Here is a 26,939-nt window from a genome sequence, read left to right as displayed (position 1 = left end):
CATACTCATTGAGGAGGCTGCTCATCTTCACTTTCATGCGGTGTTTCTTCGATTGCCGCCGGCTCGCGATCAAGCCGGTGCACGTTCGCATCATCATTGTCGGAAGGCTCGATGACCTGATCTCTTTTCGTGGATGGGGGTTGTTCATCCTGATCAACGATTATAGCTCCTTCCGAGGTGCCGGCAGATGGTTCAGGCTGCGCGCTACTCTGTTTTTCCTCCGGCTCACCAGCCGGAACGATAGGCTCAGTTACCGGTTCATTTGCGACCGACGGCACTCGTGCATCCGATTCAACCGTTGGAGTTTCATCGGCAGTATTGTCGTTAGGCTCGACCTGGATGCCTGTCTCAATCGGAGCAGGTATGGTTGCTGGAGATTCTAATGAGGATTTGGCGTTCTCTTCCTCCAATTCATAAGCCGGCGTGGAAGGTGTGTAGTCGACCTGCTTCATGTCAACATCAGTTTCTGCAACTGGCAGATTCTCGAAATAATTTTCGGTTTGATGACTCTCGTCAATCATGATGCTGATGTTCTGTTCTGCGTAGTTGTTGACCACCACTTGTGTCGATGCATCGATATTGATGTTGACGTTTACAGTTGGCGTAAACGGATCATCGTAGTAGCCCCAGTCTGTATAGGTGTAATAGGGCTCGTAATAGTTGGTCCAGCAGGTCTCCCAATATTCATAGGTAACCCGTTCCACTACGAAGTAGCGGGTATAAGCCGGGTAGTAGGTCGTGGTGACGACGTGATAGCCGTCCATCCACCCCATAAACGAACCGAGGAGAAAGACGGTTCGCTGATAGTTTGCCTCATCAATACGGTCCTGTTCGATCCGGTTCAGTTGAGCCGACAGTCTTCTGACATTGGCTGCGAGCTGGGCATTCGACCTTGTTTCGGTTTGCAGCCTGTTCACCTGTGAGCGAAGCTTAACTACCTGCGCCTTAAGTTCGTTTATTTGCTTGAAACTTGCCTTCACGGGTTTTGATTTGACTGGTTTCGTAAGCGCATAGCGCGTCCCGTAGGCAGCCCAGTTCGTGGAAAGAGCCCTGACGCCTTCGCGCACCGTCGGATTGGCAATCCTGGCAGAATCCGAAATTGCTTCAATGCGGCCAACAGCAACAGAAAGACTGCTTGTAGCAGTAGTCATTTTCTTGGGGTCGCGGGCATCAATACCTTTTTCAAGGCTCCCAAGTGCCCGCAGTGCTTCGTTTGTCGCTTTCATGAGCATGGCATCCGCCCGCGAGCCTTTTTTAGGTTCGTTTTTGTAAGCAACAAGAATAGTCGAAAGAGAACGGCGCATATTGAGTTGCAGTTGGGTTGCATCAATCTTTGCAGGTGACGCAGCTATAGCCTGACTCATCTCAAACAAAGGAACGGTGATTGATCCGGTCATGGCTAAAAGAAAGGCGCTGCTCAACATCATTGTTATGCGGCGTGTTTTTCTGATCGAGTTCATTCTTGTCCTCTTGCGTATTGGGTTGGCGCAGGCAAGTGGCACGCGCAACGTTGTCAGGTTCGGGTGCGGCTTTCGAGCTGCTTCGGTTTGTCGTAATCACCGTTGGCCCGGTCTGAGCGTGTGCTTTTGTGCTGAAAAGTTCATCCGAACCGGCCCCTGTATGCTCCCCTATGGAGCGGCAAAGCGTCAGGTTCTGCCGGGTGTTAGGCATCGTTCACACGAGGATCGAACAAACAAGCGGGGTGGTTTCAGTACCGTTATCCAGCATGAGTGGATGCACCATAAAGAAGCGGCTTTCTACACCATGCATTCAATCTCAGCGCACCAGTCTGCAATCGGAATATTTCTCATACTGGCAATGTAGGTCGAATGGTTTGCTGACACGTGATGGACGAACGATCAACGTCGACGAAATGATTGCAAATAGAGCGACCATATAGATGGCAGCTGGCATAAAGCGAAATGGCATTTGCATTTTGTATTCCTTTTGGGGCCATCAACCGTCGAAAAATATGACATCGGAGACTTTAATCGACGCTATCCTGAAGGTTGGGGACCCTGCGATTTAGGGTGTTGGGAGTTCGTCACGGTCGGGCATATCGAAGACTGGGGAAGACTCCTTACCAGTTTATTGTTTTGACATAAGGGCCGCCGGTTTGCCCGACACTGTACGAAAATCTGAAATGTCCCGCAGGCATGTCGGTCCAAGCAACCAGTATCGTAAAAAACATTCCAGATAGCGCAGTCACATAAATGACGACTGGTACAAAACGAAACAGCACGCTCATGTTGAAGCTCCTGGTTTTTGCTCGTATCTCGAAGAAACATACCATCGTGTGCGGTCGCCTAATGTCTGCTCGGTTGCATGGATTTTCACCTCGTTGCCAATTCACTTGTTTTGCTTCGTCGGTGGCTGGTATACTTCATGGTGCCTGAAAAACGCGTGAGTGGGTTGTCAGCGAATTGTCAGCTTCGTTGATCTAAGCTATCCCCCTGACGGGCTTATATGGTTTTAGGAGGATGCGAGTGCGTTTTCGGCCCCTGAGAGCCTTGCTGCGGTGTGCGGTTGTTGTCCTGGCACTACACCTTCCCAAGGCGGTGCAGGCACACGAATGGACAAGTGACGTAGAGGGTGTTCATTACATCCAAATCTCCGACGACGGAGATTCGGATGGTTCTTCGAGCGACGGTGGCGCTGTGGGTGGATCGGACTCGGACGATGACTTCTCCGGTTCGGATGATTCCGAAGGCGATCAGCAATCTTCCCCCGACGGTTCTGGAGGCAACCAACCCGCGGAGAAATTTGCCGGACCAAATGGCGCTTTAAGAGCCGTCCAAGCCAATAGAGCCCTCCCGCTGGCCGACATTGTAACCATTGCCCGCCGCCTTACCGACGGCCAGATCATTGACGCACGATTGCGCCCCGTGAGAGGTATTCTCCAATATGAATTGAAGGTGCTCGAGACCAACAGCGAAGTTAGCCGCTATTCCTTCAATGCCCGCACAGGCAAACTCATCAGAGTGAGGTAAACATGCGGATACTTGTTGCCGAAGATGACCGCCGCATAGCCGAGTCGCTTGGCGCAGCACTATCGGCGGCCGGTTTCCTCGCCGAATATGCCAAAGATGGAGAAGACGCCTGGTTCCGTGGTGACACCGAGAAATTCGATGCCGTGATCCTTGATCTGGGCCTTCCAACACTGGATGGCTTGACGATCCTGAAACGCTGGCGCCGCGCAGGGCGTAACGCTCCCGTATTGATTCTTACCGCGCGCGGACAATGGGACGAAAGAGTAGAAGGAATCGAGTCCGGGGCTGACGATTACGTTGTGAAGCCTTTCCGGATAGAGGAGGTCGTGGCACGCATACGTGCGATCGTGCGCCGGGCAGGTGGCTTTGCATCATCTCAGATTGAAATTGGCAAACTGGTTCTCGACACACGGATGAGACAGGTCTCGCGCGAGGGCGTTCCTATCGTACTGACACCACAAGAATATCGGCTGCTCGCATTCATGGCACATCAGGGCGGACGTGTCGTTTCACAGATCGAGATTACCGAGCATCTCTACACGCAGGACTTCGAGGGCGGCTCGAACGCCGTTGAAGTCTTGGTTGGTCGCCTGCGCAAGAGATTAGGTGCCGATATCATCGCAACGCGTCGTGGTTATGGGTATATCCTCGGTGGGGATGCCCCTTGAGAAACCGGTCTTTACGGGTTCGTCTGATATTGGGAGCCGGTATTTGGATTACCATTGCCCTCGTATTGGCGGGTGTGACCATCGGATATCTATTCACCAATAACGTGGAACGAGGCGCGTCTGCAGATTTATCGGCGACAATGTCGCGCCTTGTCGCCTTGATCAATCCGGACGCGCCCGGTGCCCTACCTTTGCTTACTGGCGCTTTGCCTGATCCACGCTATCAGACACCGGTCAGCGGTCTCTATTGGCAGATCACAGATCTTGGGACTCAGCAAAACATCCGCTCGCGATCGCTCTGGGATTATGTTCTTAAGGTTAGCCCTTCAAATGAAGGCGGACACGTGTCAACCGTTCAAGGGCCGGTAGGCCAATCATTGCTTGCGTTGTCCCTGACGGCACGCTTTGCAGAAACCAACGATGAACGGCGTTTTCAGATCATTGTCGCTCAAGACCGATCAATCCTCGATGAGGCGATCACCCGATTTGGGTGGGAGCTGGCCTTAGCGCTTCTGGTCCTGGGCTTCGTTCTTGTCGTTGCCGTCATCCTGCAGGTGCAGTTCGGTCTTTCTCCGTTTAAGAAATTGCTCAAGGATATTGAAAGTATCCGCAACGGGGTTGCTTCTTCAATCGATGCCATCTACCCGCTGGAAGTTGCAGCTGTGGTCGGCGAAGTAAATGCCCTCCTTGCCATGCAACAGAAATCGATGGATTTTGCGCGATCCCGTGCATCTGATCTCGCGCACGGGCTTAAAACCCCACTGACTGTGTTGGGCACGATCGCCTATGAGCTCGAAAAAGGCGGCAACACTCGCAGCGCAGCATCAATCGTCGATCTGACGAACGAGATGCGTGATCGGATAGATTATCAGTTAAGGCTGGTCCGACTGCGTCAACGCGTTCGGATGCACGCCCTCAGCGCGTCATTAAGCAGCGTTGTTCCCCGCGCGATTGCGGTGTTGAAAAAAACGCCCAAAGGCGAACAACTAATCTGGGTCGTCAACGTCAAGGATGGCCTAAACGTCGACATCGACGTAAACGATCTTGTCGAGCTTGTTGGAGTGATACTGGAGAACGCAGCACAATGGGCGAGCACGCAAATCCACATTGAGGCCAAACGGGACGCTCCGTTCGTCGAATGGCGAATATCTGACGATGGTCCGGGCATTCAGGTCTCAGATCACAGTACGATCGGTCTACGTGACAGGCGGTTGGACGAGACAGGCACCGGCACGGGCCTTGGCTTGGCAATTGCTTCTGAGATTGTCTCCCTCAACAACGGAACGATTGCGTTTGAACGTTCCAGTCATGGTGGACTTGAAGTCATCATCTGCTTGCCAAGCGCCTCCTAAATGTTGGTTATGGGATGGCCCCCCTTCAAGGAACGCCGAGTATGATGTGTCTGTTGTAAAGGAAGGGAAGCCGATCAATGACGATTTCAATATTGGGTATCGATATAGGAAAGAATAACTTCAGCGTTGTTGGTGTTGATGAGCGTGGAAACGTGGTCTTGCGTCGAACGATGCGTAGGGGGAGAACATCGTATCGAAAAAATTCCAGAAATTGGCCTATCCATCATCAAGTCAATTTCAGCAATGTAGCTTCTACTTCTAGAAATTTTGTTGGCGAAATAAGCAAGACCGCATGTCATCAGGTAATCGCACACGAGGGACCCAAACGTAGTCGATCCAAAACGTAGGTTGCGACCACCGTTCAGATCAACAAGTGCCTATACCCGGCGATCGGTTCACTCACTGCCGTACCCAAGGGCATCACTGAGAGCCTCACGCCCGGCTCCTGAAAGCCAGGACCGGAAAGAGAGAATCTCTGGATAGATCTTACGCACGAAGTTCAGATCCACATGATCTGCCAGTGGCCCATCTTCCAGGCTCGCGGAGATAGATGCAAATCCGGGATTGGCGGCAAGATCGTCTTCGGAAAAGCGCGCGTAGGCTATCGGACGGCCGACGACTTCGGAAAAAACGGTTTCGAGCTCGCGGCCCGTAACAGTATCGCCTGCGATTTTGAACGTCTCGCCGCCGAAACGCGTCCTGTCGGCGAAGATCGCTGCGACAACATTACCAATGTCTTCTACGGCAATAAGCTGCACCGGCTGGTCCGGTCTGACGAAGAAGTTGAATCGACCCTTTTCCAATCCAAAGCCGGGTCTTGTCAGCATTTCCATAAAGATCACCGGCCTCACGATGGTAGCAGTGACAGGCAGTGTTCGAATATGCGCTTCGACGCGAGCCTTGGCATCGAAACGCGCCACGCCACTCGGCTCATCGCCGACGCCGGCGCCCGAAGAGTAGACCAGGTGCGCGACGCCGCTTTGGGACGCCAAATCTGCGATTTCACTCCCGAAGCGCACTTCATTTTCAATGGCCAGGTTCCCCGGCAAGACACTAAAGACACCATAAGCATTGTTCAATGCTGCACGCATCATGTCGATGTCTGTGAATGATCCCTGTACGAGTTCGGCGCCTGCGTCGCGAAGCGCGATCGATTTTGCCGAGCCAAGATCGCGTACCATTGCGCGCACTGGCCAGCCGGCCTTCAACAGCGCGGCCACAACCGCTCCGCCTTGTTGGCCTGTTGCACCGAAGACCAGGATTGGACGTGTGTCATTTGTCATTTGAGAACCCTCGTGTTGAGTGAGGGCATTCATATATAATGATGGGAATGCTGTTGGAAGACAGCACATTATTCAGCCTCAGGCACAAGGATGATACGCTTGGAAAAACTTATCCATCGCAGGTCTGACGAGGAAGCGAAGAGCGATCCGGATTTCAGACCGATCCCGTCGAACGGTATCTGCACGCGCCTCGGTGATAAATGGACTGTTCAAGTCATCTGGCGTCTTTCACTGGCGAGCGGGCATCGGCTTCGCTTTTCAGCACTCAGGAATGAGATCGACGGGATCACCCAGCGCATGCTGACGCTGACACTCCGAAATCTGGAACGGGACGGTCTGGTGGTGCGGCACTACTTTCCCGAGGTGCCGCCACGGGTCGAATATGAACTGACAGAGATGGGCGCGGGCGTCTTGCGTGCCCTTGAAGGAATCAACTTCTGGATCAGGAGCAACTTGTCTCACGTCGAGAGATGTCGTCGCAAATACGACGGGGCTGAACCTTGAGCCGATCGGTAATTTAAGTACTGTCCCGCTGCCAGAGCGCCACCACTGGCCTTTGCAATATCGACACTGGTGATTTTTGCTTCGAATTTGACCCGCCCGGGGTGCGGACGAAAATCTGGACGACCAAGGCGGGCACATGGAGCGAGATTTCCAACGAGTCATGAAGATGCGTCATCTATCCGTCACTGTGGCAATTCAACTAATGCCATCAATGACCGCTTTGGGGCCGAAACCATCCGACTTCAACAGGAGTAGCTGACGATGACCGCTTCACGTCAATCAATGGATTGCGCAATTGGACCGACGCTCGACCGCTGCGCCGTCCTTCTCGGCATGGGTGCAGAGGCGTCCCTGTCCGGCACCGCATGGGGAGCGCCGCCGCCGCCGTTGTCGTCGCGCACGGTCAGCACGGATCGCCACACCACCCATTATCTTGAAAGCGGAGCTGCCGATGGTCCGCTGATTGTCTTCGTTCACGGCTTTCCAAGCACAAGTCTGATATGGCGCGCTCAGATGGAGGCCTTTGCCGAGGATGGATGGCGTTGCATCGCTCCCGACATGCGTGGCTATGGTGGTTCCTCGGCACCTTCGGCCAGGGACGCCTACACCATGAAGGAAATCGTGAAGGACATGGCGGAGCTTCACGATCACCTTGGCGGTAAACCGGCTGTCTGGGTGGGTCACGACTGGGGAAGCATCGTCGTCGGTTCGCTGGCCGCCCATGAGACCAAACGATGCCGCGGCGTCGTGTTGACGTCCTGGGCGTATTTTCCGCAGGGCAACAGCCTGGACACACTCGTCTCCCTGGTCGACCGTGAGATCTATCCCGCCGACGAGTATCCCGACGGCCAGTGGGATTACGCCCGTTACTACAATACGCATTTCGACCAGGCGGTCGCCGACCTCGATGCTGACAAGGCCGCATATCTGGCATCGGCCTATCGATCCGGCAGTCCCGCTTCCGTCGGTATGGTTTCGCCGATGGCAAAGGTCACGCGCAACGGAGGCCGCTTCGGAGCTGCCCACCGTGCCCCGCCGACCCAGCCTGATCCAGCTCTTTGGCCAGTGGCGGACTTCGAGGCGCTGGTAAAGTCGTTCGATGCGCACGGCTTTCGTCCGCCTTGCTCCTGGTATGTGAATGACAAAGCCAATATTGCCTATGCGCTGGAAGCGCCCGATGAAGGTCGATTGTCGATGCCGGTGCTATTCGTCAACGGCGACTATGACCAGATCTGCAGCATCCTCGGCAATCGCCAGGGGGACCCAATGCGTGCCGCCTGTAGTGATTTGAGTTTTGTGAGCTTGCCGAGTGGCCATTGGCTGCCGTTGGAACGTAAGGCTGAGCACATTCGGGCGATCCGCGATTGGCGCGACAGAAAGAATTTGTAGCACCGGTGAAAAGCAGTGGTGTCGATCCCATCCCCGGTACGCAAACCAGATCGGCTCAGCACGAAGAACCTGAACGACCGAATTGGGGCCGTTTGCAGATCGGCAGGTTCCAGGGAGTGCCGGTGGGATAGCTGCCCTTCACCGGGTGTAAGTGCTCCGACCGGCGTCGACCACTTCAATTCTGCGCCTGCACGCCTACTCATCGCTGGGTTGTTAGTACTCAACACCCGCCGAGCAGGCCGCCCACGCGCTTGGCGGGTATCGCAAACGGGCCGAACCTGTGAGAGATCTTCGAGGAGATCGCCCCGGCGTGTACCGGTTTTTAACTGTGGAAGTGTTGCGAACCCGACTATGCTTGAGCCCGTAGCGCATCGACGATCACCTTGAAGGCGGGAAGGTTCTGACGACGACTTGGATAATAGAGGAAATAGCCATCGAACAGGGGCGACCACTCGTTCAGGACCTGCACGAGCAAGCCCGATGCGATGTGACTCTCCACAATGTTTTCGGGCACATAGGCAATACCGTATCCATTTACCGCCGCGTCGATCATGGCGTAGGAATTGTTGAAGGTCAGTTGCCCGTTCACCCTGACGCGAAGCGCCTGACCATCCTTCTCGAATTCCCACGCATAAATAGCTCCCGCTGTCTCGTGACGCATGTTGATGCAAACGTGCCGCACCAGGTCCTGCGGATGCCTCGGTACACTATGCGCATCAAGATAGGCGGGTGAAGCGACGGCCACCAGGCGCCAGTCCGGACCGATGCGGACTGCTATCATGTCTTTCTCGACGCTTTCTCCAAGCCGAACGCCGGCGTCGAACCCTTCTGTCACGATGTTACGAAAGCTGCTGTCCAGGATCAGTTCGACGCTGATGTCGGGATAGACGATCAGAACCGGCTTGAGCTTTGGCCATACGACGCTTTCCAGCGCGTGGTCGGACAGGGTCAGCCTGATAGAGCCCGACGGTTTCTCGCGAAATGCCGTCAAAGCAGCAATCTCATCCTCGATTTCGCCGATACGCGGGGCGATCGTCTGGAGAAGCCGTTGGCCCGCTACAGTCGTCGCGACATTGCGTGTGGTACGAGCCAGCAACCGTATACCCATGCGCTCTTCGAGCTGCTTGATCGCATGGCTTAGCGTCGATTGAGACACGCCGAGCTTTGCCGCCGCTTTGGTGAAGCTGCGCTCCTCGGCGACGGCTTGAAACCAGGTCAGCTGATTAAGGTCGGTCTTTGTCATAAAGGCCTTTCTCTCCCATGCGCTCTCGATTATTCGCTTGAGTCGATAAGTTCATGCGGATTTTTATGGCTAATCGAATGATAGCTCAAGCATTAAGTTGACCCTGTAAATTCACGAAGGAGTCAAATGAATGGATATTGCGACCACATCCAATACACGCATTGGACCGGTCGCCGCCTGGGGGGCTGTGCTTTCCATGGCGCTCTGCGTGGCGATGCTGATCGCTTCAGAGTTTATGCCGGTGAGCCTGCTCACACCGATGGCGGAAGGCCTCCACGCAACGACCGGGCAGACCGGACAGGCGATTTCGATCAGCGGCCTTTTCGCGGTGGCGGCCAGCATGATCATCACCACTGCCGCTGGGACGCTAAATCGGAAAATGGTCCTCGTCGCGATGACCGCTCTGATGTTGCTTTCATTGGTTGTGGTGGCGGCAGCACCGAATTTCGCGGTGCTTATGATCGGCCGCGCGCTGCTTGGAATCTGCATCGGTGGTTTCTGGGCATTGGCCACCGCCGTGATCATGCGGCTCGTTCCCGGAAGAGACGTGCCGCGTGCACTCGCCCTGATGTATGGCGGCCAGGCCATCGCGGCGGCGTTCGCCGCGCCGATTGGCAGCTATCTGGGCGACATATTTGGCTGGCGCGCGGTGTTTTGGGCGCTGACACCGATCGTCGCCGGCAATCTCGTCTGGCATATGATAGCGCTGCCGTCACTGCCCGCAAGCCAGCGCCAGAACTTCCGGACTATGTTCAGTCTGTTGACGCGCCCTTACTTTCTGCGCGGCCTCATTGCGGCGATGCTGTCCTGGGGCTCGGCCTTTACCATGTTCACCTATCTACGCCCGTTCATGGAGCAGGTGACGGGCGTCGACGTGGCAACGCTCTCGATCCTGCTGCTCGTCCTTGGCTGCGCCGGGTTCGCCGGCACCTGGGCGGCGGGCCGTTTCGTGAGCGGCAATGTCGCACCGCTCCTGCGGCTGCCGGCGCTGCTGATGGGGGGCTGTACGCTAGGGCTCCTGCTTTTCGGTGGCTCGGTGGCCGCAGCCGGACTCATCCTTGCTCTCTGGGGCGCGACGAACACCGCGATGTCTGTGATCTGGATGACGTGGATGTCGCAGAACGCGGCCGATGCGCCCGAGGCCGCCGGTAGCCTGATGGTTGCAGCGATCCAGGCCTCGATACTGCTGGGCGCGGTCATCGGCGGGCTGCTTCTGGACGGTCTGACAATCGTCGCGACCTTCATCGGCAGTGTGGTTCTCGCCGCCCTCGCAATCGGCCTGATCGGCAGTGGGCAGCGGTTGCTCAAGTCCGATCGCTAACATCGATAGATAATTCAACCAAGCTGCTCCATCCCAATGAAAGCCAACCAGGAGATCGCAATGCCTCTGAAAACCCCTGACACGAACTCGTCAACACATGTCGTTCACCGACGCGAGCTTCTGAAGCTGACCGGAGCAGGCGTCGCCGCATTCGGTGCAGCTTCGATGTTCAACACACCCAACGCAAAGGCTCAGACTATGTCAAACGAATGGGATAAGGTCTTCCCGCGCAGCCAGAAGGTCAATCACGAAAAGGTCACGTTCGAGAATCGCTACGGCATTACCCTATCGGCTGATCTGTACCAGCCGAAAAATACCAGCGTTAAGCAGGCGGCGATTGTCGTCAGCGGCCCCTTCGGCGCCGTGAAAGAGCAGTCCTCGGGCCTCTATGCGCAGACTATGGCCGAGCGCGGCTTCGTCACCCTGGCTTTCGATCCGTCCTATACCGGCGAAAGCGGCGGAGAGCCCCGCAACGTCGCGTCGCCTGACATCAATACCGAAGATTTCAGCGCAGCGGTGGACTTCATTGGTCTGCGGCCCGAAGTCGACCGCGAACGGATCGGGGTTATCGGCATTTGCGGCTGGGGCGGCATGGCGCTGAATGCCGCTGCTTCGGACAAGCGGATCAAAGCCGTCGTGGCCAGCACCATGTATGACATGACCCGCGTGATGTCGAAGGGCTACAACGACAGCGTGACCCCGCAGCAGCGCGCAGAGACGCTGGAGCAGCTGAGCCGGCAGCGCTGGCAGGACGCAGAAAAAGGCACTCCCGCTTATGGACCGGTCTCACTCGAGCTTAAAGGTGGTGAAGCGCAGTTTATCGTGGAATACGCTGACTACTATAAGACGCCCCGCGGTTTCCACCCGCGAGCTATAAACTCGAACGGATCGTGGAGCCTTACGACTCCACTCTCCTTCATGAACATGCCGATCCTCACTTACATCGCCGAGATTTCGCCGAACCCGGTTCTCATTATTCATGGTGAGAAGGCTCATTCGCGCTACTTTGGCGAAACAGCTTTCGCCGCCGCAGCCGAGCCCAAGGAACTTGTGATCATTCCGGGTGCCACCCACACCGATCTTTACGACCAGGTGGACGTGATCCCGTTCGACAAGCTGACGAGCTTCTTCAATCAGCATCTCGCCGCGTAAGTAGCGAGAGAGAGCCTGCCTTTTTGGTCAGGCTCTCTCTGAACGGGTTAGGGATAGAGATGGCCGCATGCTGAAGTTAATGATAAGCGCGGCTGCTCTCACAATGGCAATAGATGGAACCGCCATGGCTCAGGAGCGCATTCGCATTTCGTCAGACTGGGGTGAGGTCACAGCCGATCTTGCTGATAACGAGGCCGCAAAGGCCTTGGCTCAGATGTTGCCACTTACCATTAAGATGAGCGATCATCTTCGTCAGGAAAAGACCGGCAATCTACCGGCCGAGCTGCCGGAACAGTTACGGCAGCGCGACTTCTCGGTTGGCACGCTTGGGCTGTGGAATTCGGATCATTTCGTGATCTATTATCGGAATGGTCGTGTCCCTTCACCCGGTATCATTGTGCTCGGAAAAGCGACCGGCGGTCTGTCGATATTTGATCGTCCCGGCTCAGTCACGGTAAGAATTGAACGTTCTGATTGAAGCACGAAACAACTGCGTATCGTCCGCCCGGTCAGACGAACCCGATGGCTGCAATCAGCCATCCTGCGCTGCCTGGCAACGCCAAATAGGGGCAAGAACAAGATTTGTTCCCCCAGACACGCTAGCGGAGAACAAATGCGGACCCACCCGGTCTGAAAGTGACTTTTGATAGTTGCTGAGTCTCCGAAAGCCCGAATTCATAATTTCTGACAACATTTTGAAGCCTTGATTGGCATAACTAGGTTTCGCAGAGCGCAAACAACCGGCTTACGTTGATACTGTCATTCGGGATCATACGCGAAAGCTCGAACCGGTTTATTTCTGTATCGTGGTCGATGAGAAAACTGGCCACAAAGCAACGAAATCAGGCTGAGGATGCACAGTCCGATTCTGACCCGTCCCATAATCATGAAGATCATCAGGCGCGAGAAAATGCGTAGTTCCATAAATCGCGTACTGTGATTTTTACAAACAAGCCTACGGGCTTTCCTTGTCGACTATGATTCCGCCCGTCTTGATGTATTTGAAGTTCACTTCCCTTCTTTCGCCATGTCCGCATGCCGATGAACGAGCTTCCACCCATCTTCGAACCGGAAGGTTTCGGTGATGCGCAGGGTCATGGAAACGGCCTTGTCCTTACCCTTCATTTTGACGTCTGCTATCTGAAGGCCGGTCCACCAGGCGATGTCACCCCGCGCCGCCATCTGATGGATGACGAGCCTACTTTTGCTGCCTGCGGCAAAGGTTTTCGCGTCGTGCCGATACCGTTTGGAGACGATGTCAGCACCTTCCTGAAAATCACCGGCGGGCGAAAAGAATGTGACAGGATTTTCCTTTGACGCGATTGCATCCAGCGGGGCGCTGTTGCCATTCACATAGGCCTAGGCTATTTCAGATCGGCGTTTCATAAACTCTTCGAAGGAACGGGTGGCAGCCGTCGAACTTGTCAGTGCAATCCAACGAGCGAAAGCCTGCATGAAACCCGCAAATATCTTCTGGCTCTCTTTGTTCTTCAAGGAACCCTTGTTGTCGAGCAAATCTGCTGCACCGCCGATATAGGCTTCCGGTTGTTGCAGGATGGGCATGTCGAGAAACACAAGTGTCTGGCGAAGCGCGTGATTGGCTCCAAACGCGCCAAGCTTATAAGGCGTGACACTGACAATCCCTGCAGACAGGCCCTTCAGCACGCTCTGTCCTTCCGGGCGTGATGCTATATCCATCGCATTCTTAAGGCCGCCCGGAATAGAACGGTTGTACTCCGGTGTTACAAAAAGAACGGCATCGCTGGCCTGTAACTGCGAGCGAAAGCGTTTCCAGCTGGCCGGCGGCCTGGCATCGGGTCTTCATTATAAAGCGGAAGGTCCCCGATCTCGACAATCGAGCAATCAAGTGATGCCGGTTGCAGTTCGATCAATGACTTCGCAATTTTTCGGCTGATAGAATCTTTGCGCACGCTACCCACGACAACTGCAACATTAAACTGTTCACCCACGTCCATATCCTCCCGGAATTTCAGACAATTCACGATCTGTGAATCTTACAGCGTTCGATCCCATGAATGGAGACGCCATTAGTTTGAATGCATAGGTAGCAAGAGGTTTCCGCAGGTCGCGTTACATATCAGTTCATGGTTTTGGCTCTCGGATGAGAACTGAACATCGTTGGAAGAAAAATCCGGAAGGGAAACATTGGCGATGACGAAGCCACTGACACCGTTGTCCATGGTGAAATAGACACCGGCTGGAGTGTCCTGCGCGACAGTAAGGAAATTTGCAAAATCGTGGATGCCAGCATGTCCACCGATGGAAAGATCTTGAAGATGGATTACATCTCCGCTTTGGGTGTCAAAGTCATTAATTTGATTGATGCCTTGAAGGGGTTGGGCGTTGAATATATAAAACCAAAATGTATCGGCACTGCTCCACCGGTCATTGTAGCGTTTCCGGAACTGTTGACTAAAACATCCGCACCTTCGCCACCAAACAGCTGATCGTTGCCTTGTTGGCTCCCAGAGTATCATCGCCAGCTTCGCCATAAACCATGTCATCGCCGCCTTCACCGAACAGCACGTCACGACCACTCCCCCCAGAGCGCATCATTGCCGTCGCCGACACGGATCAGGTCATGCCGTCTCTAGTCTGAACCGTGTCATTGCCAAGTCAGTGCACACGGCGTAATAGACCGCTCCACTGCAGAGTAATGAGATTGCAATTGCGCGATCGATACAAGGTCGTCGGCGATACTTATTTATCGGGAGGAACGCGGTTATGCACATCTATGATCTTAATGATACCTGCCGATCCTGTGCGATCAGCCCAAGCACATAGTCTTGCAAGGATGTCGATCCCCGTTTCACCTTGTCCAAATCCGGGAACGTTGCATTCACAGTCAATGCTGTCATGCCGCTATAGGATTTGGCGGCCGCCTTGGAGAACCCCAAGGCCTCGAAATACTCTGTCCATTTATCCCGTGGGATGGTCACAACATTGACTGGCTTTCCAAGTGTTGCCGCGAATGCAGCCGCAACGTCTGCCGGCGTGTAGCGTTGGGGGCCCTCCACATAATGAAGCCTCTGGTGCTCACCGGTCTGAGTTAGAAGATCAGCCGCGATCTGGCCAATGTCATTGTGTGCGACCATCGGTATTTTAAAATCTGCGGGAAACAGAGTGCGGATCACCCCTCCTTTGCGCGCTGTTTTTAAGGAAGCGTCCCAATTGCTCATGTAATAAGCCGCGCGAATGATGCTGACCGGGATTTGTTTGGTCTCCAACCCCTGTTCGAGATCAAATAGCGTATCCAAATCACCAATTTGTTCGCCGGCCTGCACGCCATAGGCTGATTGAGCCACTATCTTTTCAAGGCCAGAATCGTCGAGCGCAGCCAGAATGGCTGAAATTGTATTTCTCTCCTCAATATCGGTATCCGTCGATGGATTAGCCGGAGGGTTGAGGAGGAAGAGCCGTTTGCCTTGGCGAAAGACATGCCGCAAAGCATCCACATCATGGACGTCCGCGACAGCTATTCGTGCGCCCTTGTTTCGCAAGTGTTCTGCTTTGGCAGGGCTGCGCGCCACAATCGTAACGGGCTTCCCGCGCTCTAACAGAGTTCCTGCAACTGCGGATCCAATGTGCCCGGTTCCACCAAGGATAATGTTCATGGGTTATCTCCAACTTCGCAAAAGGTAGTCAAAGATAAACCGATAGTGAAAGGAGAGGTTCCTCCCCAATCTGTTCTCATGACAAACCTGTGTGGTAAAACGAACCCGAACCGGAACTTATTCACGACCTGTTTTGATTTCAATGTTTGCAAATTCGACTTCCACTTTATCGACATAGCGCTTGCCGTTGATCTTGTCGTGGCGCATGAAAGTCGGGGGCTCGATAGTGACGTGTAGCGCATAGCGTCCATCGCCGGGTACTTTAATATTGCGACCGTAGTGATAGAGACCAGGGTGCCAAACAAATGGTATTTCGAACGGGCCGATCTTTGCACCCGTTACTGGCAACAGAGTTGCTTTTATGGTTAGGTAAGGAACGAAACGCTTATCGCCGGCGTCACTTACGGAAATTTCCAGGTGGCAGTTTTCGTCCGTTGGCTCTGACCATTTAAGCCTCCCGCTCTTGTCCGGCATGTACATGCCCTCGGCACGCTCTTGGGCGTAAGCAACGATATAATCGCCAGCCCGTTTTTGCCCTCCGGCATCTGCGACTTCTTCTGCCATGTAACGGAGAGAATTGTGGTACGCATCACCTTCCTTTTTGGCCATGGCAATCTGTTTGGCGTCAGCTTCATCACTGGGCCGTTCTGACGGGGTTGTTTTGTTCATTTCAGGCACTCTCCTCACAGTTCTGGTCATAAACGTGCTGGGATAAGTGAGGTTCCCGACAACAGGTCTGGCGGACTACGGACTAGTGAGCATTTGATGGGTAATGCAGAGTTGCATTCTTTGGATGGCACCACCCTGCGCTCGAGAGCTGCGAGTTGGGTATTATTCAAAGGAAGGCAACAATTGCCGTCTGCTTCACTGCAACAAGGCATCGTCGCCGTAAGCAACGCGTTTGAATGATGCGTCAGGTCGGAGTCGGGGCATCCTGCTCGATCAGCGTCTGCGACTTCAGATCGATCCAGAAGTCATTGGGTATTCGGTCAACCGATCAGCAGGAAATTAATACCAAGCGATCAGGTTTGCGACTCCTGCCAATGCGGATAGGTAACATAAGCCGTCACAGCGCCCTCCTCATGTGAGCGAATCGTGACCTTATCGCCTCTTTGCAGAGCGATGACGTCGCCCGGGCCGGCTGTGACCGTACCATTTTCGCTTGATACCGAAATCTGACCCTCGAGCACTACAATGGTGTCGTGGACTTCTATCACCTCTTCAAGCTCCTGGTTTGCTCCGTAGCGACCGAAACCGATTGTGACGGGTCCACCGTGGCGTTGGTCAAGAACGTTGCCGGTGAAGACATCACCATCTTGTCCCGGCGAGCGTTCGAATGCGGCGTCGGCGAGGCCGAACTTGTAAACTGTCACGAGGCATCTCCTTCACGTAGCGAATTTCAAATCGATGGTTGTTTCAGAACGCAACTGGCGGTTGCGCGGTTCCACTTTTTTGCTCAGGAACTTTTCAGCAGCTCGGCGGTTCTCCTTGCTTGACCCAATGAACAATGCGTGGAGTAATCCATGAGCAAGAGCGATCTGCACCGGACCTCAAAGGCAAGCGGCACCACGGTCAAGCGTCAACGAAGTATCCAAGCTGCAACCGACCGCTCAGAACAGAACAAACAGAGCGGCCGTTCGAAAAAACTGCCGCAAACTGGCGCGCGTGCTTAGCTGCCGGGAACAAATGAAAACGTCAGCTGTTAATTTAGCGCCGACAACGTCGGCTGCTGGCGCGGGAAACTCGGCTTATACGAATGAATGAATTCCGTCTCAAGGCGTACCGGCCAGGCTAAACGCCAAAGGAAAAAAGCTCAATATCCCGAAGGACAGCGGGGCTTGATTGCAACAGGTTCTTCTGGCAAATGACCCGCGCTTGTGGGAAAGCAAGCATGGGACCCGGTAAACGCCTACCTTTGATAAGCAGTCGCTGCCGGGAGAGGGTGTCTCGGAGTGGCGGATCGATTGGGGTCCGGGCATTCGCATTTACCTCGCCTTCGACGGAGCAAGACTCATAATCTTGCTTGGTGGTGGTATCAAAAGCCGGCAACAGGCCGACATTGATCGAGCTCTCCAACGATGGGCCGACTACAAGCGCCGCAAGAATACAAAGGAGTAAAGCCATGGTCTTGTCTCGAAGTTTTAAGGATACTGTGAAAGCGCGTGCCGCACGCGATCCGGCATTTCGAGCAGCTCTTCTCGGTGAAGCTGTGGAGGCGTTCGCAGCGGGGGATGCCGATTCTGGGAAAGCACTAATAAGAGATTACATCAATGCGACGGTCGGCTTTGACCAGCTCAGCGAAAGCTGTGGCAATTGATCCTAAGAATTTGATGCGAATGTTTGGACCGCGTGGGAATCCGCGTCTTACCAATCTGTCGGTGGTCCTTCGGGAGCTCAATCGTCGTGAGGCAGTACATTTCAAGGTTGAGCCTGAGGATTTGGCTGGCTGAACCGTAGCTCTATACAGATCAATTGATCTGCGTCTGAATACTCGATCACTTTCGTTCGAGAGCCCGATTTTGCGTAATCAAAAGGTTCTCAGAAGAACGCTGGCTAGCGTTGGAGCGCTATGCCGCTTCCCACACCTGATTAAGCACGCCGGACGCATTTTCCATATCATGAAAACCGCTGCGAGCGCTTAGTTGCCGGATAAGAGCTCCGGCTTAAAACGTTCCAGGAGATCCCGGATACGGCGCACATCCGTTGCGTCTATTTTGAAGCCCTCGTTACGAAGCGCCTTGGCTGCGTTTCGATCGATGAGCTCGGTAGAAGGTGAGGGACCGGTTGGTTTCTTGGAAGAGCATAGGCGAGTGCTTTGGTAAAAGTCGTTATGGAGCGCACTACGAGGTCTGGTTAGCAATGGACTGAAACACGCTCCGGCGCGAGCGCGGTAATCTCCAAAGCACACGAGCCACCAACCGAGCACCCTACGACGATGACTTGGTTGCCTCTGGGAAGGTTTAATGCTTCGCCAGTGCTGCGTGGAAACCGGATGGTGGCGCTCGGCAATGGCAGTCAGTCGTGGAGGAAGCGGCACTGACAGGTCTTAGCGCGCGATCAATGCCGCATAGCCAGCCGGCTCGGTCAGAAGGCGTCCGTGAAACTCTTTCACCGACTGCGTAGGCCATTCACCCATAAATTTCCTCGCGTAAATCACCCACCGGATCTCGGTCCGGCTAGCGAAGACTTGTCACGACTTGCGAACACCTATCACAGGAATTGGAATTTGCGAATAACGATCACCAAATCTTTTTGTAGGCGATATAGAGCATTCTCGCGAATTTGGGGTCCATGCCGATACTCGATCCATCAGCTGACGACAGAATTTCGAATAAACTCAATGGTCATTTGACAGGTTGACGGTCATCAGTGTTGTGCGCCTTCATCAACCAGTCGATTTCACCAGTTTCAATAGGGAGCACGAGAATATTGTTGCCTCGATAAAGAAGCGTGACAAACACTCTGCCTTGTCTCTCCTACGTGGTCACATCTCGGCGTCGCGTCTCTCAAGACCGCTCGCGTTCATGATGTCTCGCCCAAGATCGTGTCGTGCCGGGTCGAAAGGTTCGAACAGGAGGGACGGAATGGGATGACGGATCTTTATACGGTCCCTTGGCTGCGAATTTTGACGATTGATTTTCAACCTTTCACTGAAACCCTGTTGACTATAACTATTATGTTATATAACATTTATGTTATGAATAGTTCAACAGAAGCGACAAGCCTTGATGCTGCATTTTTAGCGCTGGCTGACCCCACCCGCCGAGCGATTCTTGCGCGCCTGGCGCATGGCGAGGAGACGGTGATGCAGCTAGCGGAACCCTTCGCGATGACCCAGCCAGCAATTTCGCGGCACTTGAAGGTGCTCGAAAATGCCGGGCTGATTGTTCGGCGGGTCCAAGGCACGAAGCGGCCCTGCCGGTTATCGAGCGCCGGGATCGAAGCCGTCGATCGATGGCTTGCGATGCTCAGGGATGCACTGGCTCAGAATTACGACAGGCTCGATGGAGTCTTGGCTGACATGATTGAAAGTGGAGAGGAATTGAAATGAGCAAACTAACGATCAAGACCGAAGACGATCTGCATGTTGTGGTGACGAGGCACTTCAATGCATCGCCTCAAGCAGTTTATCGTGCACACATAGAGCCAACGCTGATTCAAAGATGGATGCTTGGACCGGATGGCTGGACAATGCCTGTCTGCGTTAACGACGCACGCCCTGGCGGGAAGATCCGATATGAATGGAAAGGGCCTGATGGTGGTGGCTTTCATCTCACAGGTGAATATCTGGAATTGGAGCCCTACAGCCGAATTGTTCATGTCGAACGGATGCACCTTCCAGATACGACACCGGACAACCATGTGGAAACGCGGTTCGACCCGGACGGATCCGGTACGCTGATGACCATGCGTATGACTTTGCCTGATGCAGAAACGCGATCAATGATGCTGGCAAGCGGCATGGAGCATGGCATGGAAGCGAGCTATGTCCGGCTGGACGGATTGGTCTAGGTTGGCAAACCGGCGGAAAAAAACGCGGCTGGCGGTGCTTCGCAAATGGGTGATCGAAGGTGACGGAGGATGCCCGTTCTCTATGCACGCAATGTGAGGACCACAGGGTGTCGGAAGGCAGTTAATCAGGGTCTTCTCGATTCGACACGCCGAATAGAGAAGACCCGTTTGAAGTATAAATCGACAGGATGGTTCGGTTCCAATCACTGCGTGAGAACACGAATCAGAACCCAATTCACGCACGCTTAGACTGACCGGTGCTCTGAGACAAAGCCGGCTATCATATCGCCAACTTTAGATGTTCGGAAACAACCAGCCCCGCCGCGCCGCGCAATGCGGTGTGGCCCTCACCAAGTCCATTGCAGACGATGGTGATCTCTTGGCGTGGTCGTGCCAAAAGACGCTTTCAATTCATTCGATTTTTACGGCGAGGCGCGAGGTGTTCTATTGATTGGCAATCCTGTTTACCTTTGCTTTGGGTACGTCAGTTGGTAATCCCGTCGCGGAAACATTCGGGTTTGGTTTTATAACGACGGGCCTTATCTTTGGCGGCATCATCGCGGCTGTGGCAGCGTGTTATTATTTCCTCAATCTCGATGGCGTGTGGGCATTTTGGCTCGCCTATATCTTCACACGTCCGCCGGGGGCGTCACTCGGTGACTTTCTTGCGCAGCCGCTTGAGTATGGCGGACTGGGATTTGGGACAGTCACTACGAGCCTGATTTTTTTCGGCTGTATTGTAGCGATCGTTGTCTACATGACATTTTTATGTCCCGGGATCGGACTTACACTGTGTTGAGACATAGCTCGAGCTGATCCGGCGGTACGTTAGTGCCGCAGCGTTTTGAATTCGCTGTTGGCGCGAAATCTTTGCTTCGTCCGGCCGGGACGGCTGACAAAACAACGTTGCGGATGTCGGTGCGTAATTCCACTGCAACACAGGCAGTTTACGGACTGGGGAATCGTAATCATGGCGGAGTTTTATTTTCTCATGTATGTGGAAATTCAACAGATAGGAAGCGAACTGTTGCCATTGGCGATCAGGGTATCAGCCAACCTTGTCGGGGTAGCGGCTGTTCTCGGGATCTACCACTTGGGCTTGTCCGTCGACCGGACAGTTTTCATGGCAATTATGTTTCTTGGCTATATTTTCTGGATTTCGGAATATTTCGCCGGGATTCAGATACAGGTCCTTATTGTTCTAGGTGTTGTTGGTATCGGATTCCTTGCTGCCATGATGCTCAGACGCGCCTGCGTCCAAGCCAGGTTCGCGGAATCGAAGAGTGTGTAGAAAAGCCCATAAGAATTAGCACCTACCGTCTATGCGCGTTCCGGAACATCACCCGTTAGCCCGTTTGTAGATTGTGAGCGAGGTCGCGATCAACCCTTCCGCCCCCACAAGACTCACGGCTGCCCAGAACCCTACCGTGACCGGATCATAATGTGATGCCCCGATACCGTATCCGAGGCATAAGAACGGTGCGTTCCACAGCAAGCTACCGACAAAGGTCGCAGCAGTGAAAGTTGGGTAATGGAGCCGCAAAATACCCGCAGGAAGCGCCAGATAGATACGGACCGCCGGTATGAGTTGCCCCGTAAAGGTCACCCAGAAATGATTGCGGCGATAGGCATTCGTAATTCGGGCATAGAATTGCGGATTGACGAAGAGATATCGTCCATACCGTTCTACCATGCCGGCAACGCGGTCCGCACCCAAAAACTTGCCGATGCAATACCAGCACATCGCGCCGATAACCGATCCTATGGTCGTGGCAAGGATCGTGAAAGCAAGACCATGAATATCGAGGATGGTCATGCCTAAAAGCATCAAAAGCAAATAGGAAGGAAAAAGAGGGACAAATTTTTCCAGTACGGCGAGACATACAACCCCGCAGAAGCCGTAACCGAGCAGAGGAGAAAACCAGTTAAACGTATCCATGTGAATTCACTCTGTGGCTGAAAGACTGGAGAGACGGTTGATCCGATAAACCGATGCCGGCGGAACATTCCGCATAGTACGGCCGACAAATCGGGTCTCCAGATGCAGATGATCAAGGATATCAGGGGAAACTGGACAACGTGGGCCATAGGTGATCTGGTAAAATGAGCCGCCAGGCCGCAGATATTTGAATGCGCCACTGAGAATACCCTTCACCTGCCTCGGTTGCATGGTAAGAACACCAAGACCGCTGACCACGGCACCAACGGTTCCTGTTTCGTAGAGATTGGCTTCGCCGATCTGTGCGGCATCCATCTGGAGAATTCGGGCTTTGGGAAAGCGTCTTTTCAAAAGCGTTGTAAATTCGAGACTATACTCAACCAGTGTCAGTTCAGTCTCCGGAATTCCGCGTGCAAGAAGCGAACGGGTAAATGGTCCCGTACCTGGGCCAAGCTCGAGCACCGGACCAAATCCAGGATCAATCTCTTGTGTCATGAGGGCGGATACGGCAACACCAGATGGCATGATTGCTGCAGTTCGAAGCGGACTACGTATCCAGGAACGCAGGAACGCAAGAAGGTCAGAAAGCGACATGGTATTCTCCAGGCTTGCGACTGCAACATGAAGAAGAAGCGCGGGATAAAGGGTGATTCCGGGTTGGTTGCATGAATGTTTCCTCGGGTGGAATATTGTTGACGAAGAAACGGATGCGGCTTCTAGATTGAGGCAGCGTGTCATGCTGCGCGGGAGGCTAGATTTGGTTTGCAACGGGATCAACCAGCATCTCTCGCTTGCAAGGTTGCCTCAATGTAGGAGGCGCATTGTCAGTGGTTTGAACTGTGGATGGCGGGGAACTGATATGAGGGTGTTACTGGTCGAAGATGAGAAGGAGATGGTCGTTGCTCTCAGCAATATTCTTACTCGCCAGAATATGATTGTAGATGCCGTTGCAACGATCGAAGCCGCTGAACACGTGCTGAAGGACAATGTGCATGATGTTGTGGTGCTCGACCGGCAACTTCCCGACGGGGATGGATTATCACTGATACAGAGGCTGCGGGCGAGGGGCCAGACCATTCCCGTCCTCGTGCTGACAGCTCGCGGTGATCTGGATGATCGGGTGACAGGTCTTCAAAGTGGAGCCGATGACTATCTCGGAAAACCTTTTGCAACCGAAGAACTCCTCGCCCGGCTTCGCGCTTTGCTCCGCAGACCGTCCGGACTGATCCCGGATGTGGCGAAAATTGGCGGATTGGAATTTGATTTCGCGCATCGCGAGGTCTGGGTGATGGGTGAGCGCGTGGAAATGCCGAGGCGGGAGATTCTTGTACTGGAAGCTCTGATGCGGCGCATGGGCCGGATGGTGCAGCGTGCAACGCTCATGGAAGCGGTATTTGGAATGAATGACGAGATCGATTCAAATGCGCTCGATACGCATATTTCCCGGGTTCGCCGCAAACTGACTGAGGCAGGCGCTGGCGTGACGATCAACGGTATCAGGGGGCTTGGGTACCTGTTGCGGGAAACGGCATGAGGTTGTGGAGTGGCCGGTCACTGAAGTGGCGTCTCATCAGTCATTTAGTCATATTTGAAGCTCTGATTATCGTGTCTTTGTTCACCATCATTGTTGTTGGCCTTTGGAGTTCGGGTTACCTGATCGAAGAATATGAAGGAGGCAATCTTGATGTACTCAAGGATGCCCTCGTGCGTGATCGAGACGGTAAACTGGCCCTCGTCGAGACTGCCGAATTGAGGCAATTGCGAAGAGATGTCGGAGATCTCTGGTTTGTCGTTCATGACAGGACCGGTCAGGAACTCGTGCAAGGCACCATCCCTCCGCAATTTACCCAAACATTGGCCATACTGGAGCATCTAAGCGACGCGCGTCTGACCAATGAATCTGGACGTGCCAATCGACCGGATGCCATTGTCAAATGGCAGCAGAGCGCTGCTGGCGATGCGCAGATATTCTCGGGAACACAGGGGCGAATGTCGTTCAAGCGAATGCTGACGGGCATTTCTGCGGGATTGATAACCGTCATCTTCCCGGTTTTTGTGGCCATGGTACTGGCCACGTTGGCTATGACACCGTTTGTTGTCCGTTTTGCATTAAGAGGGATCGGGCGAGCGGCTGATCAGGCCGCTCAGATCACTTATGACAAGCGGGGTATTCGCATATCGACAGGCGAGGTTCCGGACGAAATCCGGCCGCTGGTGAGTGCGGTCAATGACGCATTAAGCCGGTTGGACAAAGGTCACGCGATACGAGACCGTTTTCTGGCCCAGGCAGCACATGAACTGCGAACGCCCATTGCCATCCTGAATGCACGTGTAGCAGCCTTGCCTCCAAGTCCTGAAAAGACGCAGCTCCTGCTCGACTCCTCGAGACTTGCAGTTCTTGGGGGGCAACTTCTTGACCTTCAGCGGTTAAATCACACGCCGATCGATTTCCTTCCGATCGAACTTGTTACGATCACCGGACGTGTTGTGTTTGACCTCGCTCCCTTGGCTTTTGCAGCGGGTTATGAAATGTCATTTGAGCCGGGTATCGCAGAAGTCACTGTTCAGGGTGACCAGACGTCAATCGAGCGGGCCATCACAAACCTGGTCCAAAATGCCATTGATCATGGAGGAGGGACAGGAACAATCAAGATTATGGTGCAGCAAACGAAAACGGTAATCGTTTCAGACGAAGGAGCCGGCATACCTGCAGCAAATCTCGAAGAGATATTCGAGCCGTTCAACCGACTTGCTCCGCACAGTTCGGGAGCCGGATTGGGCCTTAATCTCGTTAAGGAAATCATGGAATGGCACAATGGAACTATCCTTGCCGAAAACAACGCATTGAAGGGTGCTTGCTTTACCCTTGTGTTTCCACGTTAAGGCAGAGAACTGGATTTTTACTCGGTATCTGGGGGTAGAACATCAGCCAGGAACGGATAGTTTCATAAATAGTCATTGCAATGTTGTGGCAACGGTAGCCGTTCATTGTCCATTTCAGCCGGGCGTCCAGCCTTCCTCAGGCGACATTAATTCTGGAGAACTGAGATGAAACTTTTTTGCTGTGGTCTGCTTTCAGTACTGGTTTTCGCGAGCATCGGTTCAGCACACGCACTTACGCCTTCAAGAGTAGGTGCGGGGTCGAAATATGATCTGTATCGTGAAGTGCCAATGTTGCGAACTATTCAGTATGAAAGCAATCCTTGTACCGATGGCCGATACAATGACGGCAAGCCACGGAGTTGCCGCGAGCTTCTCAGAACGCTTGAACGTCGTCAGCGTTACTGGGAAAGACGCGAGCGATATGATCCCTGTACGGATGGCAGCGTGAGCGACGGGCGGCCTCGCACTTGCCGGGAAATACACCGTTGGCTGCGCAAACCGGTTAATGAAGAGGAATGGCGTCCGCGCAGGGATTGGAAATAGCAGAAAAGACAGGCCGAGATCGTTTGTGAGGTTTGATAGATTCTGTAGTGTTTGTCTGAATACTGGAGGCTTCCGGCTCCTTGGCACTTAACCGAGGGCTCCTCTTTTTTGATAATGATGGGAAGCATGCAATTGCGCAGGTGTTGGATCGGTTCAGCCGTTCAATCCAATAATCATCATGGAAACTGCTTCAATCTGCGCACTATCGGCATTTTCAAAGGGAGATTTACGAGCCTTTCGCGGCATATACAACCAATCAACTTCTGATGACTTGCGTGTTTGTACAGACCAACGTTGATAATCAGATATTTGAACCGGTTTCACGTTCCCGACGCGCGGTAATAGACGCTGTGAGGATTCACGCAGACTTTGCAGGGGCTGCAGTCTTTATGAAGACAGCGGCAACTCCTTCAACGGATTCCACCATTTTACCCCCATCGGTCCAAAATGCTTTTCGTTAGCGGTCAACACCGTCAGACCGTTGGCATCCGCGGTAGCAGCGATGGCGATGTCAGCAAATCCAGGTTCATGCGCTCGAGCACGATCAAGGATCGCGCCGGCGGCGGAAGCTTCTTTGCTGCCAAACGGGAGAACTCTGTTTCCATACAGATTCTCTATCAGAGCTACCCAATTGCGGAGCCGTTTTGCCTTGGTTATGGCCTCAAGTCGTTCGGCTCTATGAATACCATGCCAGATTTCAGCGATGGTGACAGACGATAGATACACTTCAGAACCGTGAAGTTCGAGCCAGCCAAGAATTGGAGGCCGTGTATTTTGAGCTGCAGCTACGGGCGATGTCGCAGATACAATGTTGGTATCAAGCAAAAACAAGCTCAGAACTCCGAATTGTATGAGCGGGATGGCCTCTGGCTCCGTTCCGGAACGTCATCGGGGTCGCCTGGGAATGCTGCAAGAAGCTCGCCAAAGGTTGGGATTTTAGAAAGCCGCTCGTATTCCTCAAATGAAAGCACGACGGCTTCCTTGCGACCGTGACGGGTGACAATAGTAGGCTCGCCGGCAACGGCCCGATCAACGATTGCGGAGAAAGTAGCTTTTACGTCTTTCAATTGTGACTCTTTCATTACGTACACTCCGAAATGACCTTTGGTAGTCATATTATAGCTTGTAGAGTTTTCCGCAAGGGTCTCCAAAGCATTATTGCTGCCTCATCACGCTCCGGCGCTACCTTCATCGTGCAGCCTGTCCTTTGACGATTCTGACATGGTTTCCATTGGCTCTGAGCTGAGCGAGGAGCATGGGCCCGACGGAGAATTCCCCTTTGGCGGCCTTGTCGGTGAGGGATCGCAGGTATCCGCCGGCGGAATTGATATGTCCGGCGCGCTGCAGAATGGGGACCGTATAAAGTTGTGGAGCAAGCGCGCAATGAGCTCTATTGTATCATTATCCTGGCGGCCGCTATTACCCGTTCTCTAGGTAGTGTTGACAAAGTGGATTCCCAAATCAGTTTGGATATGATTCAGGACTTCCTTTTAGGAGGTGATTTTGGCTCGTGGGGATCTGACGG

27 protein-coding genes and 4 pseudogenes are annotated in these 26,939 nt (G+C 53.7%); 16 read left to right on the top strand and 15 right to left on the bottom strand.

Going from position 1 to position 26,939, the window contains the following annotated elements; genetic code table 11:
- Positions 1-5: 5 nt before the first annotated feature.
- Positions 6-1,460, bottom strand: a complete 1,455-nt coding sequence (locus FHW16_RS26990) for a hypothetical protein (protein WP_182552375.1) — start codon at positions 1,458-1,460, stop codon at positions 6-8.
- Positions 1,461-2,486: 1,026 nt separating this feature from the next.
- Here FHW16_RS26990 and FHW16_RS26985 point away from each other — a divergent pair.
- Genes FHW16_RS26985 through FHW16_RS26975 form a run of 3 tightly spaced genes read left to right on the top strand, consistent with a single transcriptional unit; the run spans position 2,487 to position 5,010 of the window.
- Positions 2,487-2,990 carry a PepSY domain-containing protein gene (locus tag FHW16_RS26985; RefSeq protein WP_348643937.1) on the top strand — a complete coding sequence of 168 codons (504 nt, stop codon included), beginning with the start codon at positions 2,487-2,489 and terminating at the stop codon, positions 2,988-2,990.
- 2 nt (positions 2,991-2,992) lie between these two features.
- Complete coding sequence (locus FHW16_RS26980) at positions 2,993-3,658, top strand: response regulator transcription factor (RefSeq protein WP_182552371.1); 666 nt, start codon at positions 2,993-2,995, stop codon at positions 3,656-3,658.
- Between the two features lie 29 nt (positions 3,659-3,687).
- Complete coding sequence (locus FHW16_RS26975) at positions 3,688-5,010, top strand: sensor histidine kinase (RefSeq protein ID WP_246711975.1); 1,323 nt, start codon at positions 3,688-3,690, stop codon at positions 5,008-5,010.
- Positions 5,011-5,405: 395 nt separating this feature from the next.
- Here the strand turns inward: FHW16_RS26975 and FHW16_RS26970 are convergent, their stop codons facing one another.
- On the bottom strand, positions 5,406-6,293 hold the full coding sequence (locus FHW16_RS26970; protein ID WP_182552369.1) for an NmrA/HSCARG family protein: 888 nt from the start codon (positions 6,291-6,293) through the stop codon (positions 5,406-5,408).
- Between the two features lie 90 nt (positions 6,294-6,383).
- Between FHW16_RS26970 and FHW16_RS29160 the strand changes: the two genes are divergently transcribed.
- Together FHW16_RS29160 and FHW16_RS26960 are read left to right on the top strand one after the other, a co-directional pair.
- A complete protein-coding gene (locus FHW16_RS29160; protein ID WP_182552368.1) occupies positions 6,384-6,797 on the top strand; it encodes a winged helix-turn-helix transcriptional regulator in 414 nt (137 codons plus the stop codon).
- 261 nt (positions 6,798-7,058) lie between these two features.
- Entirely contained in the window at positions 7,059-8,186 is a 1,128-nt protein-coding gene (locus tag FHW16_RS26960; protein WP_246711974.1) for an alpha/beta fold hydrolase, read from the top strand.
- Between the two features lie 349 nt (positions 8,187-8,535).
- On the opposite strand, the gene FHW16_RS26955 is transcribed toward FHW16_RS26960, so the two are convergent.
- Positions 8,536-9,429: a LysR family transcriptional regulator gene (locus FHW16_RS26955; RefSeq protein WP_182552367.1), complete on the bottom strand. Its 894-nt coding sequence runs from the start codon at positions 9,427-9,429 to the stop codon at positions 8,536-8,538.
- 130 nt (positions 9,430-9,559) lie between these two features.
- Between FHW16_RS26955 and FHW16_RS26950 the strand changes: the two genes are divergently transcribed.
- From FHW16_RS26950 to FHW16_RS26940, 3 genes are all read left to right on the top strand, one after another.
- The gene (locus tag FHW16_RS26950; protein WP_182552366.1) at positions 9,560-10,750 is read left to right on the top strand and encodes an MFS transporter; all 1,191 of its coding nucleotides are present in this window, start codon (positions 9,560-9,562) and stop codon (positions 10,748-10,750) included.
- Positions 10,751-10,810: 60 nt separating this feature from the next.
- Positions 10,811-11,902 carry an alpha/beta hydrolase gene (locus FHW16_RS26945; RefSeq protein ID WP_182552365.1) on the top strand — a complete coding sequence of 364 codons (1,092 nt, stop codon included), beginning with the start codon at positions 10,811-10,813 and terminating at the stop codon, positions 11,900-11,902.
- Between the two features lie 67 nt (positions 11,903-11,969).
- Positions 11,970-12,380, top strand: coding sequence for a cyclophilin-like fold protein (locus tag FHW16_RS26940; protein ID WP_182552364.1), 411 nt, complete (start codon positions 11,970-11,972; stop codon positions 12,378-12,380).
- Positions 12,381-12,910: 530 nt separating this feature from the next.
- On the opposite strand, the gene FHW16_RS29155 is transcribed toward FHW16_RS26940, so the two are convergent.
- The 7 genes and pseudogenes from FHW16_RS29155 to FHW16_RS26910 all read right to left on the bottom strand — a co-directional run bounded on the left by FHW16_RS29155 (position 12,911) and on the right by FHW16_RS26910 (position 16,910).
- The gene (locus FHW16_RS29155; protein ID WP_182552363.1) at positions 12,911-13,255 is read right to left on the bottom strand and encodes a nuclear transport factor 2 family protein; all 345 of its coding nucleotides are present in this window, start codon (positions 13,253-13,255) and stop codon (positions 12,911-12,913) included.
- A 6-nt stretch (positions 13,256-13,261) separates the two neighbouring features.
- Positions 13,262-13,878, bottom strand: a pseudogene (locus FHW16_RS29240) (NADPH-dependent FMN reductase).
- A 72-nt stretch (positions 13,879-13,950) separates the two neighbouring features.
- On the bottom strand, positions 13,951-14,415 hold the full coding sequence (locus FHW16_RS28975) for a type I secretion C-terminal target domain-containing protein (RefSeq protein ID WP_246711988.1): 465 nt from the start codon (positions 14,413-14,415) through the stop codon (positions 13,951-13,953).
- Positions 14,416-14,425: 10 nt separating this feature from the next.
- A pseudogene (locus FHW16_RS28970) lies at positions 14,426-14,476 on the bottom strand (hypothetical protein); the annotation flags it as partial.
- A 179-nt stretch (positions 14,477-14,655) separates the two neighbouring features.
- On the bottom strand, positions 14,656-15,537 hold the full coding sequence (locus FHW16_RS26920) for an NmrA family NAD(P)-binding protein (RefSeq protein ID WP_182552361.1): 882 nt from the start codon (positions 15,535-15,537) through the stop codon (positions 14,656-14,658).
- Between the two features lie 117 nt (positions 15,538-15,654).
- Complete coding sequence (locus FHW16_RS26915) at positions 15,655-16,206, bottom strand: iron transporter (RefSeq protein ID WP_182552360.1); 552 nt, start codon at positions 16,204-16,206, stop codon at positions 15,655-15,657.
- A 353-nt stretch (positions 16,207-16,559) separates the two neighbouring features.
- The gene (locus tag FHW16_RS26910; protein WP_182552359.1) at positions 16,560-16,910 is read right to left on the bottom strand and encodes an AraC family ligand binding domain-containing protein; all 351 of its coding nucleotides are present in this window, start codon (positions 16,908-16,910) and stop codon (positions 16,560-16,562) included.
- Positions 16,911-17,060: 150 nt separating this feature from the next.
- Between FHW16_RS26910 and FHW16_RS26905 the strand changes: the two genes are divergently transcribed.
- The 6 genes and pseudogenes from FHW16_RS26905 to FHW16_RS26880 all read left to right on the top strand — a co-directional run bounded on the left by FHW16_RS26905 (position 17,061) and on the right by FHW16_RS26880 (position 21,340).
- Complete coding sequence (locus FHW16_RS26905) at positions 17,061-17,210, top strand: hypothetical protein (RefSeq protein ID WP_182552358.1); 150 nt, start codon at positions 17,061-17,063, stop codon at positions 17,208-17,210.
- A gap of 449 nt (positions 17,211-17,659) precedes the next feature.
- Entirely contained in the window at positions 17,660-17,854 is a 195-nt protein-coding gene (locus tag FHW16_RS28965) for a hypothetical protein (protein WP_246711973.1), read from the top strand.
- A 1,272-nt stretch (positions 17,855-19,126) separates the two neighbouring features.
- Complete coding sequence (locus tag FHW16_RS26895) at positions 19,127-19,588, top strand: ArsR/SmtB family transcription factor (protein WP_432652094.1); 462 nt, start codon at positions 19,127-19,129, stop codon at positions 19,586-19,588.
- Positions 19,585-20,049: an SRPBCC domain-containing protein gene (locus FHW16_RS26890; RefSeq protein WP_182552357.1), complete on the top strand. Its 465-nt coding sequence runs from the start codon at positions 19,585-19,587 to the stop codon at positions 20,047-20,049. Before FHW16_RS26895 ends, FHW16_RS26890 begins: the two co-directional genes overlap by 4 nt.
- Before the next feature lie 385 nt (positions 20,050-20,434).
- Positions 20,435-20,848, top strand: a pseudogene (locus FHW16_RS26885) (hypothetical protein); the annotation flags it as partial.
- A gap of 171 nt (positions 20,849-21,019) precedes the next feature.
- Positions 21,020-21,340, top strand: a complete 321-nt coding sequence (locus FHW16_RS26880; protein ID WP_182552356.1) for a hypothetical protein — start codon at positions 21,020-21,022, stop codon at positions 21,338-21,340.
- Between the two features lie 48 nt (positions 21,341-21,388).
- Here FHW16_RS26880 and FHW16_RS26875 read toward each other — a convergent pair whose 3' ends face one another.
- Positions 21,389-21,988 carry a DedA family protein gene (locus tag FHW16_RS26875; RefSeq protein WP_182552355.1) on the bottom strand — a complete coding sequence of 200 codons (600 nt, stop codon included), beginning with the start codon at positions 21,986-21,988 and terminating at the stop codon, positions 21,389-21,391.
- Positions 21,989-21,994: 6 nt separating this feature from the next.
- A complete protein-coding gene (locus tag FHW16_RS26870; protein WP_182552354.1) occupies positions 21,995-22,582 on the bottom strand; it encodes a class I SAM-dependent methyltransferase in 588 nt (195 codons plus the stop codon).
- Positions 22,583-22,847: 265 nt separating this feature from the next.
- Here FHW16_RS26870 and FHW16_RS26865 point away from each other — a divergent pair, with 265 nt between their 5' ends.
- On the top strand, positions 22,848-23,522 hold the full coding sequence (locus tag FHW16_RS26865; protein WP_182552353.1) for a response regulator transcription factor: 675 nt from the start codon (positions 22,848-22,850) through the stop codon (positions 23,520-23,522).
- A 71-nt stretch (positions 23,523-23,593) separates the two neighbouring features.
- Entirely contained in the window at positions 23,594-24,871 is a 1,278-nt protein-coding gene (locus tag FHW16_RS26860; RefSeq protein WP_182552352.1) for an ATP-binding protein, read from the top strand.
- A 930-nt stretch (positions 24,872-25,801) separates the two neighbouring features.
- On the opposite strand, the gene FHW16_RS26855 is transcribed toward FHW16_RS26860, so the two are convergent.
- The 3 genes and pseudogenes from FHW16_RS26855 to repC form a co-directional block, all read right to left on the bottom strand.
- Positions 25,802-26,245, bottom strand: a complete 444-nt coding sequence (locus tag FHW16_RS26855) for a PIN domain-containing protein (RefSeq protein WP_182552351.1) — start codon at positions 26,243-26,245, stop codon at positions 25,802-25,804.
- 2 nt (positions 26,246-26,247) lie between these two features.
- Entirely contained in the window at positions 26,248-26,496 is a 249-nt protein-coding gene (locus FHW16_RS26850; RefSeq protein ID WP_182552350.1) for a type II toxin-antitoxin system Phd/YefM family antitoxin, read from the bottom strand.
- 106 nt (positions 26,497-26,602) lie between these two features.
- Positions 26,603-26,764 (bottom strand): annotated as a pseudogene (gene repC, locus FHW16_RS26845) (replication initiation protein RepC); the annotation flags it as partial.
- Positions 26,765-26,939: the final 175 nt, after the last annotated feature.

The sequence above is a fragment of the Phyllobacterium myrsinacearum genome (assembly GCF_014138285.1).
In the GTDB taxonomy this organism is placed as follows: domain Bacteria; phylum Pseudomonadota; class Alphaproteobacteria; order Rhizobiales; family Rhizobiaceae; genus Phyllobacterium; species Phyllobacterium myrsinacearum_A.
The sequence above is the reverse complement of the archived record's forward strand: the minus strand, read 5'-3'. Positions and strand labels throughout refer to the sequence as shown.